Origin of the sequence: Maricaulis sp. (genome assembly GCF_015665295.1) — a bacterium.
Classification (GTDB): Bacteria; Pseudomonadota; Alphaproteobacteria; order Caulobacterales; family Maricaulaceae; genus Maricaulis.
In genome coordinates this window covers 48,074-63,234 of record NZ_JADFAJ010000006.1, presented here as the reverse complement: position 1 = coordinate 63,234, position 15,161 = coordinate 48,074, and the positions used below count along the sequence as shown (strand labels likewise).

Annotated in this window: 12 protein-coding genes and 2 tRNA genes; 10 read left to right on the top strand and 4 right to left on the bottom strand. The window is 64.0% G+C overall.

What is annotated here, in order from left to right; translation table 11 throughout:
- A partial coding sequence (locus QZZ02_RS03275; RefSeq protein ID WP_291842330.1) for an IS481 family transposase occupies positions 1-903 on the bottom strand: 903 nt, incomplete at its 3' end.
- 117 nt (positions 904-1,020) lie between these two features.
- On the opposite strand from QZZ02_RS03275, the gene QZZ02_RS03270 reads away from it, so the two are divergent.
- Positions 1,021-1,743 (top strand): prephenate dehydrogenase, encoded by a 723-nt coding sequence (locus QZZ02_RS03270; RefSeq protein WP_291842327.1) that lies wholly within the window; start codon positions 1,021-1,023, stop codon positions 1,741-1,743.
- Positions 1,744-1,825: 82 nt separating this feature from the next.
- Here the strand turns inward: QZZ02_RS03270 and QZZ02_RS03265 are convergent.
- Positions 1,826-1,901: transfer RNA gene (locus tag QZZ02_RS03265), tRNA-Asn, on the bottom strand.
- 369 nt (positions 1,902-2,270) lie between these two features.
- On the opposite strand from QZZ02_RS03265, the gene QZZ02_RS03260 reads away from it, so the two are divergent.
- Together QZZ02_RS03260 and QZZ02_RS03255 are read left to right on the top strand one after the other, a co-directional pair.
- Positions 2,271-2,621: a DUF962 domain-containing protein gene (locus QZZ02_RS03260; protein ID WP_291842325.1), complete on the top strand. Its 351-nt coding sequence runs from the start codon at positions 2,271-2,273 to the stop codon at positions 2,619-2,621.
- Between the two features lie 36 nt (positions 2,622-2,657).
- Positions 2,658-2,798, top strand: a complete 141-nt coding sequence (locus QZZ02_RS03255) for a DUF2256 domain-containing protein (RefSeq protein ID WP_291842323.1) — start codon at positions 2,658-2,660, stop codon at positions 2,796-2,798.
- Position 2,799: 1 nt separating this feature from the next.
- On the opposite strand, the gene QZZ02_RS03250 is transcribed toward QZZ02_RS03255, so the two are convergent.
- Complete coding sequence (locus QZZ02_RS03250) at positions 2,800-4,335, bottom strand: cryptochrome/photolyase family protein (RefSeq protein WP_366511488.1); 1,536 nt, start codon at positions 4,333-4,335, stop codon at positions 2,800-2,802.
- Between the two features lie 64 nt (positions 4,336-4,399).
- On the opposite strand from QZZ02_RS03250, the gene QZZ02_RS03245 reads away from it, so the two are divergent.
- Entirely contained in the window at positions 4,400-5,095 is a 696-nt protein-coding gene (locus tag QZZ02_RS03245) for an SDR family NAD(P)-dependent oxidoreductase (protein WP_291842320.1), read from the top strand.
- A 33-nt stretch (positions 5,096-5,128) separates the two neighbouring features.
- Here QZZ02_RS03245 and QZZ02_RS03240 read toward each other — a convergent pair.
- Positions 5,129-5,202, bottom strand: a tRNA-Cys gene (locus tag QZZ02_RS03240).
- A gap of 239 nt (positions 5,203-5,441) precedes the next feature.
- Between QZZ02_RS03240 and QZZ02_RS03235 the strand changes: the two genes are divergently transcribed.
- From QZZ02_RS03235 to QZZ02_RS03210, 6 genes are all read left to right on the top strand, one after another.
- Positions 5,442-7,160 carry a carboxylesterase family protein gene (locus QZZ02_RS03235; RefSeq protein WP_291842318.1) on the top strand — a complete coding sequence of 573 codons (1,719 nt, stop codon included), beginning with the start codon at positions 5,442-5,444 and terminating at the stop codon, positions 7,158-7,160.
- A gap of 116 nt (positions 7,161-7,276) precedes the next feature.
- Positions 7,277-9,151, top strand: coding sequence for a cation:proton antiporter (locus QZZ02_RS03230; RefSeq protein ID WP_291842316.1), 1,875 nt, complete (start codon positions 7,277-7,279; stop codon positions 9,149-9,151).
- A gap of 219 nt (positions 9,152-9,370) precedes the next feature.
- Positions 9,371-10,870: a L,D-transpeptidase family protein gene (locus tag QZZ02_RS03225; protein WP_291842314.1), complete on the top strand. Its 1,500-nt coding sequence runs from the start codon at positions 9,371-9,373 to the stop codon at positions 10,868-10,870.
- Positions 10,871-11,202: 332 nt separating this feature from the next.
- Complete coding sequence (locus QZZ02_RS03220) at positions 11,203-12,285, top strand: OmpA family protein (protein ID WP_291842312.1); 1,083 nt, start codon at positions 11,203-11,205, stop codon at positions 12,283-12,285.
- Between the two features lie 230 nt (positions 12,286-12,515).
- Positions 12,516-13,802 (top strand): cystathionine gamma-synthase family protein, encoded by a 1,287-nt coding sequence (locus tag QZZ02_RS03215; RefSeq protein WP_291842310.1) that lies wholly within the window; start codon positions 12,516-12,518, stop codon positions 13,800-13,802.
- A gap of 79 nt (positions 13,803-13,881) precedes the next feature.
- Positions 13,882-15,147: a hydrolase gene (locus tag QZZ02_RS03210; RefSeq protein ID WP_291842308.1), complete on the top strand. Its 1,266-nt coding sequence runs from the start codon at positions 13,882-13,884 to the stop codon at positions 15,145-15,147.
- Positions 15,148-15,161: the final 14 nt, after the last annotated feature.

Genomic DNA, 15,161 nt, shown 5'->3' with positions numbered 1-15,161 from the left:
TGGCGGCTGTTTGGCGAGAGCATAGTGCGGCCGGCCGGTATTGTACCAGTCTAGATATCGGGCGAGATCGCGGTTCCGGCTATCGGATGATCTGTAGGGTATGGCGTAGGCCCATTCCCTGAGCAGGGTCTGGATGAAGCGCTCGGCCTTGCCGTTGGTGCGGGGCGTATAGGGCCTTGTGCGGATGTGGCGGATGCCCAGCCAGCGCAGGGCCTTGGCGAAGAGGCGCGAGACGTAGGGGCTGCCATTGTCGGTCATGACGCGCTCGACGGTGATGCCGCGCGTCCTGAACCAGCGCAGGGCGCGCACCAGGAAGGCGGTCGTGGTTCCGCGCTTCTGGTCGGCCAGGACCTCGACATAGGCCAGGCGTGTGGCGTCGTCGATGGCGACATGGACGCAGTCCCAGCCGGCGCCGGTATTGCGGTTGCCCTTGCGCTGACCGGTGACGCGATGGCCGGGTTTGTTGAAGCGGCCCAGGGATTTGATGTCCAGATGGATCAGCTCGCCGGGACGCTCGCGCTGATAGCGGATTACCGGTGGCCGGGGCTCCAAGGCCGACAGGCGACCCAGTCCCATGCGCGTGAGCCAGCGCGCGACGGTTGAGCGCGCCAGCCGCAACCGCTCGGCGATCTCGGCGGCGGTCATGCGATAGTCGCGGCGCAGCTGCGCCGCCATCTTTACCCACCAGTCCCCGATCGATGTGGCAGTCCGGGCGGGTGCGCTCGAGCGGGTCTCCAGGGCGGCCATCCCGCCGCTGCGATAGCGCGCCAGCCATTTGTAGACGGTCCGCACCGAGATGCCGAAGGCTGTCGCAATGACAGCGACCGGCGCTCCGGCAGCATGCCGTTCGACAATCAGGGCTCGCGAATAGGGCGTAGTTCTGGCATTCCTGTGGGCGTTCATCCGGGCTCTCCTCGATGGCTGATCGTTTCGCAACAACCAGTCTCAAGGCTTCAGCCCGGGTGAACAACCTTATGAGAACTCACACCTAGTCTGGTCGAAACAGCGCGGGGACCATTCATGACATCAATCCCTTCAGTCGGCCTGATCGGGCTGGGCGCGTTTGGACGCTTGGCGGCCACCCATCTCGCCCCGCATCTCGATCTGGTTGCCCATGATCCGGCCGTGTCCGCGTTGAAGGATGTCGATTGTGTCTGCGTCGCCGAAGCTGCGGCGCGCGACATTGTCATCCTCGCCGTCCCGGTTCAGCTGATCGGTGAGGCGTGCCAGCAGGTCGCCGGGCATCTCGGCCCGGGGGCGCTGGTGCTGGACGTCGCCTCGGTCAAGCTGGGGCCGATGGCGGCTATGCGCGACAACCTGCCGGCCGGCACGCGCATCCTCGGCACCCACCCGCTGTTCGGCCCGCAGAGTGCGGCCGACGGGCTGGACGGGCAGTCGATCGTCCTGTGTCCGGATGACGGGGTTGATCCGGCCTGTATCGCCGATTTCCTGCGCGATGATCTGCGGCTCGATGTCCACATCTCCGACGCCGATACCCATGACCGGACCATGGCCAGCGTCCAGGCGCTGACCCATCTGGTCTCCAGGGTCATCACCGATCTCGACCTGCCGGCTGCGCCCTATACGACGCGCAGCTATGAATTGTTGAAACAGGCGGCCGACCTGGTGGCCGGCGACAGCGATGAACTCTTCCGTGCGATTGAACGCCACAACCCCTATGCCGGCGCCCTGCGTGCGCGTTTCTTCGAAGCGGCGCGGGCGCTGGATGCGCGGCTGGAGTAGGGGGCAGAGCTGGCTGGCGGCCACGAAAAAGCCCGCCTTGCGGCGGGCTGTCCGACCCCTGTGTCGGGGTGTCTCTTGAGAATGGCTCCTCGGGACGGGCTCGAACCGCCGACCCGGTGATTAACAGTCACCTGCTCTACCAACTGAGCTACCGAGGAATACCGTCTCTCAAGCGAGGATCGGCTTTTATCAGAGCTTCGCCGCGCCGCGCAAGCACCCTGCTGCGCAAGAAGCGCAAACTGTGTGCAAAAAAAATCGGGAGCCGCAAAGGCTCCCGAAAAGGCATTGGGTGGATGGTGGGGTGTCTTCACGGGAAGACGCACCCAAATTCGCCCTCGAACCCTTAAAGCGGGGTTAACGGGGTCGGGAGAATTTGGGATTTGGTTTATCGTCCTTGCCGGAATCCTAATTGAATCATGGAAATGCGTGGATAAGTGCGCAGATTTCATTCACCATGGATTTTGCCGGTTTTCGGGGTGCGGCGACGTCGTGCTACTGATTCGGCAGGCGAATCACCGGAGCTGACCATGCGCGAGCACGCCACGTTCGAATCATTCTGGCCCTTCTATCTCCAGGAGCACGCCAAGCCGTGGACGCGGGCCTGGCACTTTGTGGGCTCTACCCTGGCGATCGCGGTTTTGATCTATGCCCTGGCCTCGCAGAGCTGGTGGCTGTTGCTGGCCGTGCCGGTGTCAGGCTATTTCTTTGCGTGGGTGAGCCATGCCTTCGTCGAGCGCAACAAGCCGGCCACCTTCACCTATCCGTTGTGGTCGCTGGTCGCGGATTACCGCATGTACGGCCTCTTCCTCATCGGACGGCTCGATGCCGAGCTGGACAAGGCCGGCGTATCGACCGGCCGGCAGGCCAATGAGGGCTGAGCTTTAAACCGCACCCATCCGATCTATCTGAGTGGCATGGCGCGTCACGTCTCGAAACAGCCCAAGCCGACCAAGACCTGTGCCGCTTGCGGCCGCCCCTTCGAATGGCGCCGCAAATGGGCAGCGGTCTGGGATGAGGTGAAATACTGCTCCGACCGGTGCCGCCGGGCGCGCTGAGCTAGAGTGCGTCGATGACGTCGCGAGCCCGGTCGCGATAGGCCTGGCGCTTGCCCTCGTCCATCCGGTCCCAGTTCCGATAGACCGGACCCAGGCGCGGATTGCCGCGCAGCGTGTCGGCATTGCGGTCGAGGAAGTCCCAGTAGAGTGAATTGAAGGGGCAGCTGTCCGGCCCGGTCTTGTCCTTCACCTTGTAGCGGCAATCGCCGCAGTAATCGGACATGCGGTCGATATAGGCGCCGCTCGCGGCATAGGGTTTGGATCCGAGCAGTCCGCCATCGGCGAATTGCGACATGCCGATCGTGTTGGGTGCCTCGACCCATTCGAACGCGTCGACATAGACGGCCAGATACCATTCATGCAGGGCGTGCGGGTCGATCCCGGCGATGAGCGCGAACGTGCCGGTGACCATCAGGCGCTGGATGTGGTGGGCATAGGCCTCGCGCCGGGTCTGGCGGACCGTGTCGGCGAGGCAGGCCATGTCGGTCTCGCCGCTCCAGTAGAAAGCGGGCAGGGGGCGGGTGGCGTTCAGGGCATTGCGGCGGACATAGTCGGGACCTTCGCGCCAATAGATGCCGCGGACATATTCGCGCCAGCCGATGATCTGGCGGATATAGCCCTCGGCCGAGTTCAGCGGCACGTCGCCGGCTTGCCAGGCGGCCTCGACACGGCGGCAGACTGTCAGCGGGTCAAGCAGGCCGATATTGATATAGGCCGACAGGACAGAGTGGTAGAGAAAGGCCTCGCCCTTCAGCATGGCGTCCTGATAGGGGCCGAAGCCGGCAAGGGCGGTGGCGATGAAATGCTCGAGCGCGGCCTCGGCGTCGCGCCGCGTGACTGCAAAGCAGAAGGGTTCCAGATCGCCGAACCCGTCGGGGAAGTGGGCCGCCACCATGTCGAGCACGTCGCGGGTGATCGCATCAGGCTCGACGTGATGGGGGCGCGGCATGAAGAGATCGCCGGCCGCCGGCTTGCGGTTGTCGGCATCGTAATTCCACTGCCCGCCGGCTGGCTTGTCGCCCTCCATGAGGAGACCGGTTTCGCGCCGCATCTCGCGGTAGAAATACTCCATCCGCAATTGCTTGCGGCCCTCGGCCCAGGCGTTGAAACGGCCATGTGAGCACAGGAAACGGTCATCCTCGAGGATGACCACCGGCACGCCGAAGCGCGCCTGCCAGCTCTCGAATTCGGTTCGCAGCCGCCATTCGCCCGGCTCAGTCACGATGATGCGATCATAGTCCCGACGGGCAAGCGCCCGCGTCACCGCATCCGTGAAGTCGCGACACGGTTCGTCCTGGTCGAGCCTGTGATAGATCACCCGGCGATCCGTCGCCTCCAGCTCGGCCGCAAAATGGCGCATCGCCGACAGGATGAGGGCGGTCTTCTTGCGATGGTGCCAGACATAGCGGCTCTCGCTGAGGGCCTCGACCATCAGGATGTCGGCCGCCTCCGGGCGCGTCTGGCGCAGGCTGGGCAGGCCGGGGGAGAGCTGGTCGCCCAGTACGAGCACAAGATCGGTCATGTCAGGGGCTTTCATCCATCCTGACCCGGTCTACGTAGAAACCGGCGGATCAGACCAGCGGCAGCACAGGAGCGCGGCAATGTCGGAAGCAGGACTGGCGGTGGTATTCGGGGCGAGCGGTGGCATCGGAGCGGCACTGGCTGAGGCGCTGATCGGGCAGGGCCGGCATGGGCGCGTCATCGCCTTGTCGCGGGCGAGCGATCCGGCGATCGATTTTGACCAGCTCTCCGGCCTGTCAGAGGTTGCCGCCTGGCTCGCCGATCAGCCGGGTGAGCTCCGCACCGTGATCGACGCGACCGGCTTCCTGCATGATGAAACCTTCCAGCCGGAGCGTTCCCTGCGCGACCTTGACGCCGATCATCTGCACCGTGCCTTCGCAATCAATGCGGTGGGACCGGCGCTGTTGATGAAGCATGTGCTGCCGCTGCTGCCACGCGCGGGTCGGTCCGTCTTCGCCACCCTGTCGGCCCGGGTCGGCTCGATCAGCGATAACCGCCTTGGCGGCTGGCATGCCTATCGCGCCTCCAAGGCGGCGCTGAACCAGCTGGTGCGTGGCGCCGCGATCGAGTTTGCCCGCAAGCGTCCGGAAGCAATCTGCGTCGCGCTGCATCCCGGCACGGTCGAGACCGGCCTGTCGGCACCCTTTTCCAAATCCGGCCTGGCCGTGCGTCCGCCAGCAGAAGCTGCAGACGACATTCTGGCGGTCATCGCTTCGCTCGATCCCGCGCAAACCGGTGGCTTCTTCGACCACAAGGGGCAGCCAATCCCTTTTTGAGGGGCGCGAAATCGGGAGAAGTCGCAGAGGGCTTGGAGGCACCGCCCGGAATCGAACCGGGGTACACGGATTTGCAATCCGCTGCGTCACCACTCCGCCACGGTGCCAAGCCCTGCGAGCCGGGAGCTATAGCGCTCTCGTGCGGCGCGAGCAATCCGGGTTTGTCACCTGAACGGCAGTGCGGCGGGGCATGGGTATGGACGGTGTTGGAGTCGCGCAACACGAAGCGGTGTCCACCGTCCGGCCTCCTCACTCCATGAAATGGAGATTTGCTTCCTGGCCGCGGTCTGCTTGACCTTCCTGCCATGCCGCCCCAGCTTTCCCGCAGACACTTCGGGAGGACTTCATGCGTCTTGCACATCTGCTACTGGGATTGGCCATATTGGGGGTAACGGCGTGTTCGTCCGACGAGGACGTCGCCTTCACGCCGGTGCCGGCAGACGATCTCGTCCGCACGATCTCGCAGGGCGAGATTGCCGGCTTCGAGACAGAGACTGGCGCCGCAGCCTGGATGGCGGTGCCCTATGCCGCTCCGCCGGTTGGAGATTTGCGTTGGCGTGCACCGCGTCCGCCGCAGGTCCTGGAGGCGCGCCTCGAGGCGTTGAGCGCCGGCCCTGTCTGTCCGCAGGTGACCAATAACCTGTCGGCCGGCGAGCTGTATGAAGTCGGCGAGCTGATCGGCTCCGAGGACTGCCTGACGCTGGATATCTATGCCCCGCGCGACGCGCGACCCGGCGATGCGCTTCCGGTGATGGTGTGGATCCATGGCGGCGCCAATGTCTGGGGCTCGTCTTCGGCCTATGACGGGTCCAGCCTGGCCAGCCAGCAGGGCGTCATCATTGTCAGCGTGCAATACCGGCTCGGGCCACTGGGTTTCCTGGCCCATCCCGCGCTGCGGGCAGATCCCGGCGTGCCCGACGATGCGGCTGCCAATTTTGCGCTGCTCGACCTGGTCGCGGCGCTAGACTGGGTCAGCGTCAATATCGGGACATTCGGTGGCGATGCCGGTCGGGTGACGATTTTCGGCGAGAGCGCAGGGGCCTATAATATCGCAGGATTGATGGCGACGCCGCAGGCTCGCGGCCTGTTCCATCGTGCCATCATGCAAAGTGGCGGCACAGAGACGGTGCCGCTCGAAATCGCCGAGCAGGGTGGCGGTACGGACGCGGTGGCCGGTCTGGCTGCGGCGGCGTCGATTGCCGGTCCGGAGGCTGATGGCGCGGCTTTGCGCGCGGCGCCGCTGGCGACTGTCTTTGCGGCCTATCGTGACGAGAGCGGGGAACTGACCTCCCTGCCACGCATGATCGAGGACGGGGTGACGCTGCGTGAGGGTGGCATTCTCGCTGCGGCCGAAGATCCGGACGGGTTCGCGCCGGTTCCCTTGATCACCGGCACCAATCGCGACGAGATGAAGCTCTATACGGTGTTTGATCCGCGATTGACCCGGCGGCTGGGTCCACTTGTCTGGTTGCGTGATCACGATGTCTATGAGGCCGCCGTTGAATACCCCAGCCGCAATTGGCGCTACAATGCTGTCGATGGTCTGCTGAACCGGCTCGCCGCGCACGGTCGCAGCGATCTTTGGGCTTACCGCTTCGACTGGGATGAAGGCGGTTCGGTCCTGGTGACCGATACGGGCGACTTGCTCGGGGCCTCGCATGCCATGGAAATTCCCTTCGTGTTCAATCATTTCGAGCTGTTTGGTTCATTCGACCGCATCCTGTTCAACGACCGCAATGAGGTCGGACGCCTGGAACTGGCAGGCACGATGGGGGCCTACTGGGCACAATTTGCGGCGACCGGTCAGCCGGGTGACGGTATCGGCATGGGTCCGGAATGGCCGCAATGGACCGATACCGGCGCTGCGCTGCGTTTCGATACCCGCGAAGGCGGCGGTCCGGACATCATGTCGCGGATCGAAAGCCCGCTGGCCATCGCGGCAGATCTCGCGGCGGATGACCGCGTCGACGACGAGGTGCGCTGCCGGATCGCGCGCGGAATGACCGCGCGTCAGCCGGCGTTGACGGATGTGTTCGACAGCGTGCTGGATTGTTCGGCGAACTAGCGCGATCGCGGTATTCGGCCGGACGCTGCGTCGCAACAAGCCACTGGTGACGCGCGCCCTGCGCGTTATGCTGTTCGGGGCGGGACATTCGGTCCGGTCGTGATTCGGCGGGTGGCATGGACTCACTCCTGTTGCAGGCAGCCATTTATCTCGGCGCCGGCGTGATCGCCGTGCCGATTGCGCACCGGCTCGGGCTGGGCTCGGTGCTTGGCTATCTGCTGGCCGGAGTTGCGATCGCGCCGGTGCTTGATCTGGTGGGTTCCGACCCTGAAAGCGTTCAGCACTTCGCCGAGTTCGGTGTGGTGATGATGCTCTTTCTGGTCGGGCTGGAATTGCAGCCGCGTCTCTTGTGGGACCTGCGTGTGCGATTGTTCGGGCTTGGTGGCCTGCAGGTGGGTGTCACCGCGCTGGCGGTGGCGGCTTTCTGTCTTGTCATCGATCTGGATCTGCGCCTGTCGATCGCGCTCGGCCTCATCTTTGCTTTGTCCTCGACCGCCATCGTCCTGCAGACGCTGGGTGAAAAGGGCTGGCTGCGCACGGATGGCGGGCAGTCTGCCTTTTCGGTCCTGCTGTTCCAGGATATCGCCGTTATCCCGATGCTGGCCCTGATGCCGTTTCTGGCGCTGCCGGGTGTCGAGGCAGCCGGTGCGGACGTGGCCGCTGCGCATGCCGGCGGGGACACGCCATTCGCGCATCTGCCGGCCTGGGCCCAGGGCCTGGTGACACTCGGCGTCGTCGGCGCCATCGTGCTCGGCGGACGCTACCTGACCCGTCCGGCCTTTCGCATCATCGCGAGGACCGGCCAGCATGAGCTCTTCCTGTCTGCAGCGCTGTTCCTTGTGATCGGGATCGCGGTGCTGATGAGCATGGTCGGCCTGTCGCCGGCGCTGGGCACGTTTCTCGCCGGTGTCCTGCTGGCCGAGAGCGAATACCGGCACGAGCTGGTAAGCGATCTCGAACCGTTCAAGGGGCTGCTGCTCGGCGTCTTCTTCATCACGGTCGGTGCGAGCATGGAATTCGCCGTGCTCGCGGATCAGCCCGGCTTGATCATCGGCCTCACCCTGGCGCTGATCGGGCTCAAGGGGCTGATCCTGCTGGGGCTTGCCTTCGCTTTCCGCATGAAGGGACGGGCCCGCTGGCTGTTCACCTTCTCCCTTGCCCAGAGCGGTGAGTTCGGTTTTGTGCTGCTGGCCTTTGCCGGCGGTGTCAACGTGGTGCCCGGGCCTGTGGCGCAGATTGCCGGCCTCGTCGTCGCCCTGTCGATGATGGCAACGCCGTTGATCATGATCGTCTTCGAGCGCTTCGTCTCACCGCGTGTCCGCCGTCCGGCCTCGCCGGAGCGTGAGGCTGACACGATTGAGGAAGAGGCGCCTGTGATCATTGCCGGGATGGGCCGGTTCGGACAGATCGTTCAGCGCTTGCTGGTGATGGATGGCTACAAGCCGGTCGTGCTGGACAATTCCGCCGCGCATATCGAAGGGCTGCGAAAGTTCGGCATCCAGGTCTATTACGGCAATGCCATGCGACCGGGGCTCCTCGAGGCGGCCGGGATTGCGCGGGCGCGTTTGCTGGTTGTCTGTACGGACAGCCGGGATCGCGCGGTCGAACTGGTCAATCACGTCAAGCAACGCTACCCGCATGTCTATGTCATAGCGCGAGCCGCCAGCCGCGAGCACGTCTACCAGCTGCGCGCGGCCGGTGCCGACCTGGCAATCCGCGAGATGTTCGGCTCCTCGCTCGACGCCGCCAGGCGTTCGCTGGAAGTGCTCGGCGAAGCGCCGGAGCGCGCCCGCCGCAAGACCGAGGCCTTCGCCCGTCATGACGAGGAAAGCCTGCAGCAATTGTTCGAGGTCTGGGACGCGGACACCAATGTCTATGACAACGAGGCCTACATGGAAAAGGCCAGGTCGCGTGTCGTTTCACTGGCCGAGATCATGGCCGAGGATATCGGTGATCCCGAAGGAAAGCCCGGGCATGACGAGGCTGAATAGCGGGATTTCGCGTTGTTATGAAACGCGCGCTCGCGGAGGTTACACGCCCGGCTAAATTGGTTAACGTGGGGACGGAAACAAAGGGGCGTTCTGGTGATTCTGTGCAGCATTCGCACCGCGGTGTCCGCCGCTCTGTGGCTGGTTCTCGCTTGTTCACCCGCCTGGAGCGTCCGGGATAACCTTCCGCCCGGTTCTGACACGGCCGGCGAAGCGGCCGAAATGATCCCGCTCGCTGCTCCGGTCCTTCCCGTTGCCGACCTCGAACGCTGGGCCTCGAGGATAGAGGGGTGGACCGGCGCGCACCGTGAAGCCATCGGTATCCGCCTGTTCGATGCGCCCAGTCACGGCCTGCCGGACCTGGATGCCTATGCGCAGGCCATTCTTGACGAACAACGCCCCGAAGCGGAACGCAACCACCTGGCCGGGCTCGCCTATCTGCGGTTTGCCGGCTGGCTTGAGTTCGGCCTGATCGATTCTGAAACACATGATCGCCGGCCATTGCTCGACAGCGAAGCGGCGCTGCTTGTCCGTCGCCTCGGCTGGGCCTTCGAGGCGGGTGATGCCGCGCAGGCGATTGATGAAAGTGTCCCGCGGGTCCGGGACTATGAGGCGCTGCGTCTCGAGATGATGCGGGTCCTGGCCGTGACGCCGATCTGGGCCGGTGTGTCAGCCGGCCCGTCCCTGGTGCCGGGTGATCACGGGCCGCGCGTTGACCAGCTGCGAACCCGCCTGACCTCTGAAGGCCTGCTGGATGCGAACTGGGAAGAGGGCGCCCCCTATGACCTGCGCCTCGAGACCGCGGTGCGTCGCTATCAGGGGCGGGCCAATCTTGCGCCGACCGGCCGCATGGACCAGGCCACGCTGCGCCAGCTGAACCTGCCGCCGGACCGGCGTGTCGGGCAACTCATGGCCAATCTCGAGCAGCGCCGTTGGCGAACACGCGAGCTCGGGCAGCGTCATATCTGGGTCAATCTCGCCGAATTCCGTCTGGAAGCCTGGCAGGATGGCGAGCTGGTCCGCGAACACGAGGTCATGGTCGGGACGCAGGCCAGTTCGACGCCCGAATTCTCCGAGGAAATGCAGTATATCGTGCTCAATCCCTGGTGGGGACTCCCGGCCGGTTCGGCGCGACCGCGATTCCAGTCCTTCCGACGCAATCCGGGCCTGGTCCGCGAGCATGGATTCCAGATCTACAATGCTGCCGGAGCGCCGGTCTCGGTCTATGAAATCGACTGGAGCCGGTGGGGCAATGACTGGCCTTACCGCATGTCGCAACCGCCGGGGCCGACAAATCCGATGGGTGAGGTGAAATTCATTTTTCCCAATCGCCACAATGTCTACATCCATGACACGACCGAGCGGGACCAGTTCGTGAGAACCCGTCGCGACTTCTCGGCCGGGTGTATTCGTGTCCGTGACCCGCTGGCCCTGGCTGCCTGGGTTCTCGAGGGCCAGGAGGGCTGGGATCGTGGCCGCATCGACGCTGTCACCGCCGGCAGTTCGCCGACCGTTGTCTGGCTGGATGATCGAATTCCCGTCCATATTGCCTATTGGACAGTTGTCGGGGATGGCGAGGGGCGGGTGCGGTACCTCAATGATCTCTACCGGCGCGATGGTAGCGTTATCGACTCCTATCTTGCGGCCTACGAAATCGGAGCCGGGGACGTGCCGCGGGTCACACGCGGGCCTTCCGGTGCCTTTGCTGCCAGTTTTGATTGAGTCCGCAGCGTCGCATGTGAAAGCGATGTAATCTTGCTACAGGTTTGGCCTCCTGAAATCTGGGGTCCGGCCTCGCGTATCGGGCTTAAGTCTTTGATAAGGCGGTTTAATCGACAAGTGATGCCACACGACGACAAATTGACTGTATCATCGTTGCAACGGGTTCGAATTTTTGCACCAAATGCTTGATTTGCCTCGCTGCGGTATGGCGCTCGCGATCTAATTGTAGTAGAGAAATTCCTAGGATTTGCCCGTGTGGGCAGTCTCCTCGTGTTCGGCATTCGGTCGAAAACGGTCAGTCACACCAAGGGAGCCTCGCTCCCGGAGGGGGAATGATGAAGAAACGGCTTTTTACGGCGGCCGCCGTTGGGGCCTTCCTGGTAGCGGGCCCCGCGTTCGCTGACGAAGGCTGGTATGTGCGTGGCGCCGTCGGTTACGGTGGCCCGGGTGACACGGATGTCTCCGGTTCGCTGAATGGTGAAATTCAGGGCGAAGGCAATTTCCGCGAAGCGGTTGCTCTCGGCTATGAATGGATGGACGGGTTCCGCCTCGAAGGCGAACTGGCGCATCGTTATAACGATACGGGCGCTGTTGGTGGCTTCGAGGACAGCCTCAGCGACTTCCAGATTTGGGCGCTGATGGCGAACGCTATCTTCGACTTCAATCCGGATGGTTCCTACCACCCATATGTCGGCCTTGGTCTCGGTCTTGCCGAAACCAGCGGCACGCTTGCTGGTTGGACGACGGGCACCATGCCTGCGAACCCGACTCCGGCGGATTACGTACTTGCCCAGGACAGCGATAACCCGTTCGCTTGGCAGGTTATGGCCGGTGTCGGTTGGGATCTGACCCAGCGTCTGACCCTGGACACGGAATACCGCTACTTCTCCACCGGCAGCAGCGATTACGCGCCGGGCGTGAGTGTCGATGGCCTTGGTGGTCACGAAGTGTGGGTTGGTCTGCGTTATTCCTTCGCAGCTCCGCCGCCTCCGCCGCCTCCGCCGCCGCCTCCGCCGCCGCCTCCGCCCCCGCCGCCGCCTCCGCCGCCGCCTCCGCCTCCGCCTCCGCCGGCGTGTGACGATGTCAGCTTCCCGGTCTACTTCGAGTGGGATAGTTCGACGCTTACGGCCCAGGCGCGTTCGGTTGTGGCCCAGGCTGCCAACCAGCGTGGTTCCTGTGACGTCACTCGTGTGACGGTTGCCGGCTTCACGGACCGTTCCGGTGCAGCATCCTACAATGTGGGTCTGTCCGAGCGCCGTGCCCGCGTTGTCCGCGACGAGCTGGTTCGCCTTGGCGTCCCGGCCAGCACGATCTCGATGGAAGCCTTCGGTGAGACGCGCAATGCGCGCGCCACTGCCGATGGTGTCCGCGAGCCGCTGAACCGTCGTACGGAAGTGGTTATCGTCCTCGATTAATCGTCGGGAACGGACACTGAAATGAGAGCGGCCCGGTGTTTGTCACCGGGCCGCTTTTTTTTGTTCCGAGCCAAGGCTTGGAAATATAATGCGCAAGCAGGGCGGTCCAGGGGCATGATTGGGCGGATTTCCCGCCATGCTGAGGACAGGCTTGACCCGCCCGGCAGCGCGGTACAAACCGGCTGAAATCTTTCGCGCCATCAGGGCGGCGAAGTGTCGGGAGAAGAATGATGAGCAAGCCGGACAAATCCTATCGCAAACGCCAGGTCGGCGGCCACACGCTGAGCCCGGAAACCCAGATGATGAGCTATGGCTATGATCCAAAGCTCTCTGAAATGTCGATCAAGCCGCCGATCTTCCTGACTTCGACCTTCGCCTTCGCGAGCGCCGAGGACGGCGCCGCCTTCTTCCGGGTGACGCTCGGTCAGGCCGAAGAGGGGGATCCCGAAGCCGCCGGCCTGATGTATTCGCGCTTCAACAATCCCAACATGGAGGTCTTGGAAGACCGCCTTGCACTCTATGATGGTGCTGAAGAAGCGGCCGTTTTCTCCTCCGGCATGGCGGCGATTTCCACGACCCTGATGGGGCTGGCACATGCGGGCTCGGTCATCCTGCAATCGACGCCGCTCTACGGCGGTACCGAAAGCCTGATCCGCAAATTCCTGCCAAATTACGGCATCAAGTCCGTCGACTTCTTTGCCGGTGCGCGCGAGGACGAGCTTCGCGAGGCGGCCGAGGCCGCGATGGCGCAAGGTGAGGTTTCGGTCATCTACACCGAGACACCGACCAATCCCACCAATGACCTTGTCGACCTCGCGGCCTGCCGCCGGATCGCCGACATGATCAAGGAGAAGCAGGGCAAGCGGCCCTGGATCGTGGTCGACAACACCTTCCTCGGACCGGTTGGGCAGGCGCCGCTGGCGCTCGGTGCCGACGTCGTCATCTATTCGCTCACCAAGTATATTGGCGGCCATTCCGACCTGATCGCCGGTTCGGCATCCGGCTCGAGCGCGGCGATGGCCCAGATCCGCGGTCTTCGCGGATATCTCGGTACCAATCTGGATGCCCATACTTGCTGGATGTTGTTGCGCTCGCTCGAGACGGTGAAAATCCGCATGGAGGCAGCCGCTCTTGGGGCCCGCAAGGTCGCGGAATACCTGCGCGACCATCCCAAGGTCGGCCGTGTCCGCTATCTCGGCTTCCTCGAAAAAGGCACGCGCGACGGTGACGTATTCCACGCGCAGTCCACAATGGCGGGCTCGACCTTCGCCTTCGACCTCGCCGATGAGAAAGCGGCCTTCCGCATGCTCAACGAGCTGCAGGTGATGAAGCTGGCGGTCAGTCTCGGTGGTACCGAAACCCTGATCTGTCACCCCGGCTCGACCACGCACCGCGGCGTCGATCCGGAGCTGCGCAAGCGCCAGGGTTTCTCCGAAGGCCTGGTCCGAATTTCGGTCGGCATCGAGAACCCGGACGATCTGATCGCAGACCTCGACCAGGCCCTCCAGAAGGTCTGATAGCGCGACCATGCGCCCCGGCCGGCATAACCTGTCGGCCGGGGGTGGACGGCTCCGTTTAAACGGCTATCACTGGCTCATGCACAACAAGCTGGACCTCAATCCGGACGAACGCGCCGTACTCGACTGGATCGATACGCGTGCCGACGGCATGATCGAAACGGTCAAGGCCTGGTCGGCGATCAATTCAGGCAGCCGCAATCCGGACGGTCTCGAGGCCATGCGACGCGAGCTCGAAACGGCCTTCGCCGAGACCGGTGGCGAGATCAGTGCGGTCGCGCTGCCGCCGACGACAGTCGTTGATCCCGACGGCACCGTTCGCGAACAGGCCTTCACGCCGTCATTTCATTGCCGCATCCGGCCCCAGGCCCCGATCCGGATCGTCATGACGGGCCATCACGACACCGTCTTTCCTGCCGACAGCCATTTTCAGGGCACGACCCTGTGGGACGACGACACGCTGAACGGGCCTGGCGTGGCCGACATGAAGGGCGGCATCCTGGTAATGCTGCACGGCATTCTCGGGCTGGAACGTTCGCCCTGGAAGGACCAGATCGGTATCGATGTCCTGATCAGCCCCGATGAGGAAATTGGCTCGCTTGGCTCCGGCCCTGTTCTTGCCGAGCTGGGAGCGGGCGCCGATATCGGCATGACCTACGAGCCCGCCTTGGCAGATGGCTCGCTGGCGGGCGCCCGCAAGGGCTCGGGAAACTGGTCCCTGAAAGTGTCCGGCCGGGCTGCCCACGCCGGGCGCGAGCATCATCTCGGCCGGAATGCCCTGGCTGCGGCCTGCCAGTTCGGGCTCGGGCTTGATGCCCTCAATGGCAAGCGACCCGACGTCACATTCAACCTCGCGCGGATCGATGGTGGCGGTCCGCCGAATGTTGTGCCGGACAATGCCGTTGCACGCTTCAACGTGCGTGTGAAAACCGAGAATGACCGGGTCTGGGTCGAAGCCGAGCTCGAGCGGCTCGTTGACGAAATCCGGGTTCGCGACGGTATCGAGGCGGAGCTGCATGGCGGCTTCACCCGCCCGCCCAAGCCCATGTCGCCCGCCAATGCGAAGATGTTCGAGTGGACGAAGGCAGCCGGATCTGCGCTCGGGCTCGATATCCGCTGGCAGGATACCGGCGGGGTCTGCGAGGGCAATAATCTGTGGGCCGCCGGCTGTCCCAATGTCGACACGCTGGGGGTACGGGGCGCCGATATCCATTCCGATCGCGAGATCGTCAAACTGTCCAGCTTTGCCGAGCGCGCCAAATTGTCAGCCGTGATGCTGATGAAGTTTGCGCAAGGCCAATTTGACGCGCGGGAAGCGCGCGCCCTGGCCAAGGGCCGGGTCTGAAAACTGATCGGGAG

Coding starts and splice junctions, on each gene's coding strand:
- QZZ02_RS03270 (WP_291842327.1), top strand. CDS start 1,021: ATGACATCAATCCCTTCAGTCGGCCTGATCGGGCTGGGCGCGTTTGGA.
- QZZ02_RS03250 (WP_366511488.1), bottom strand. CDS start 4,335: ATGAAAGCCCCTGACATGACCGATCTTGTGCTCGTACTGGGCGACCAG.
- QZZ02_RS03245 (WP_291842320.1), top strand. CDS start 4,400: ATGTCGGAAGCAGGACTGGCGGTGGTATTCGGGGCGAGCGGTGGCATC.
- QZZ02_RS03215 (WP_291842310.1), top strand. CDS start 12,516: ATGAGCAAGCCGGACAAATCCTATCGCAAACGCCAGGTCGGCGGCCAC.
- QZZ02_RS03220 (WP_291842312.1), top strand. CDS start 11,203: ATGATGAAGAAACGGCTTTTTACGGCGGCCGCCGTTGGGGCCTTCCTG.
- QZZ02_RS03210 (WP_291842308.1), top strand. CDS start 13,882: ATGCACAACAAGCTGGACCTCAATCCGGACGAACGCGCCGTACTCGAC.
- QZZ02_RS03255 (WP_291842323.1), top strand. CDS start 2,658: ATGGCGCGTCACGTCTCGAAACAGCCCAAGCCGACCAAGACCTGTGCC.
- QZZ02_RS03260 (WP_291842325.1), top strand. CDS start 2,271: ATGCGCGAGCACGCCACGTTCGAATCATTCTGGCCCTTCTATCTCCAG.
- QZZ02_RS03235 (WP_291842318.1), top strand. CDS start 5,442: ATGCGTCTTGCACATCTGCTACTGGGATTGGCCATATTGGGGGTAACG.
- QZZ02_RS03230 (WP_291842316.1), top strand. CDS start 7,277: ATGGACTCACTCCTGTTGCAGGCAGCCATTTATCTCGGCGCCGGCGTG.
- QZZ02_RS03225 (WP_291842314.1), top strand. CDS start 9,371: ATGATCCCGCTCGCTGCTCCGGTCCTTCCCGTTGCCGACCTCGAACGC.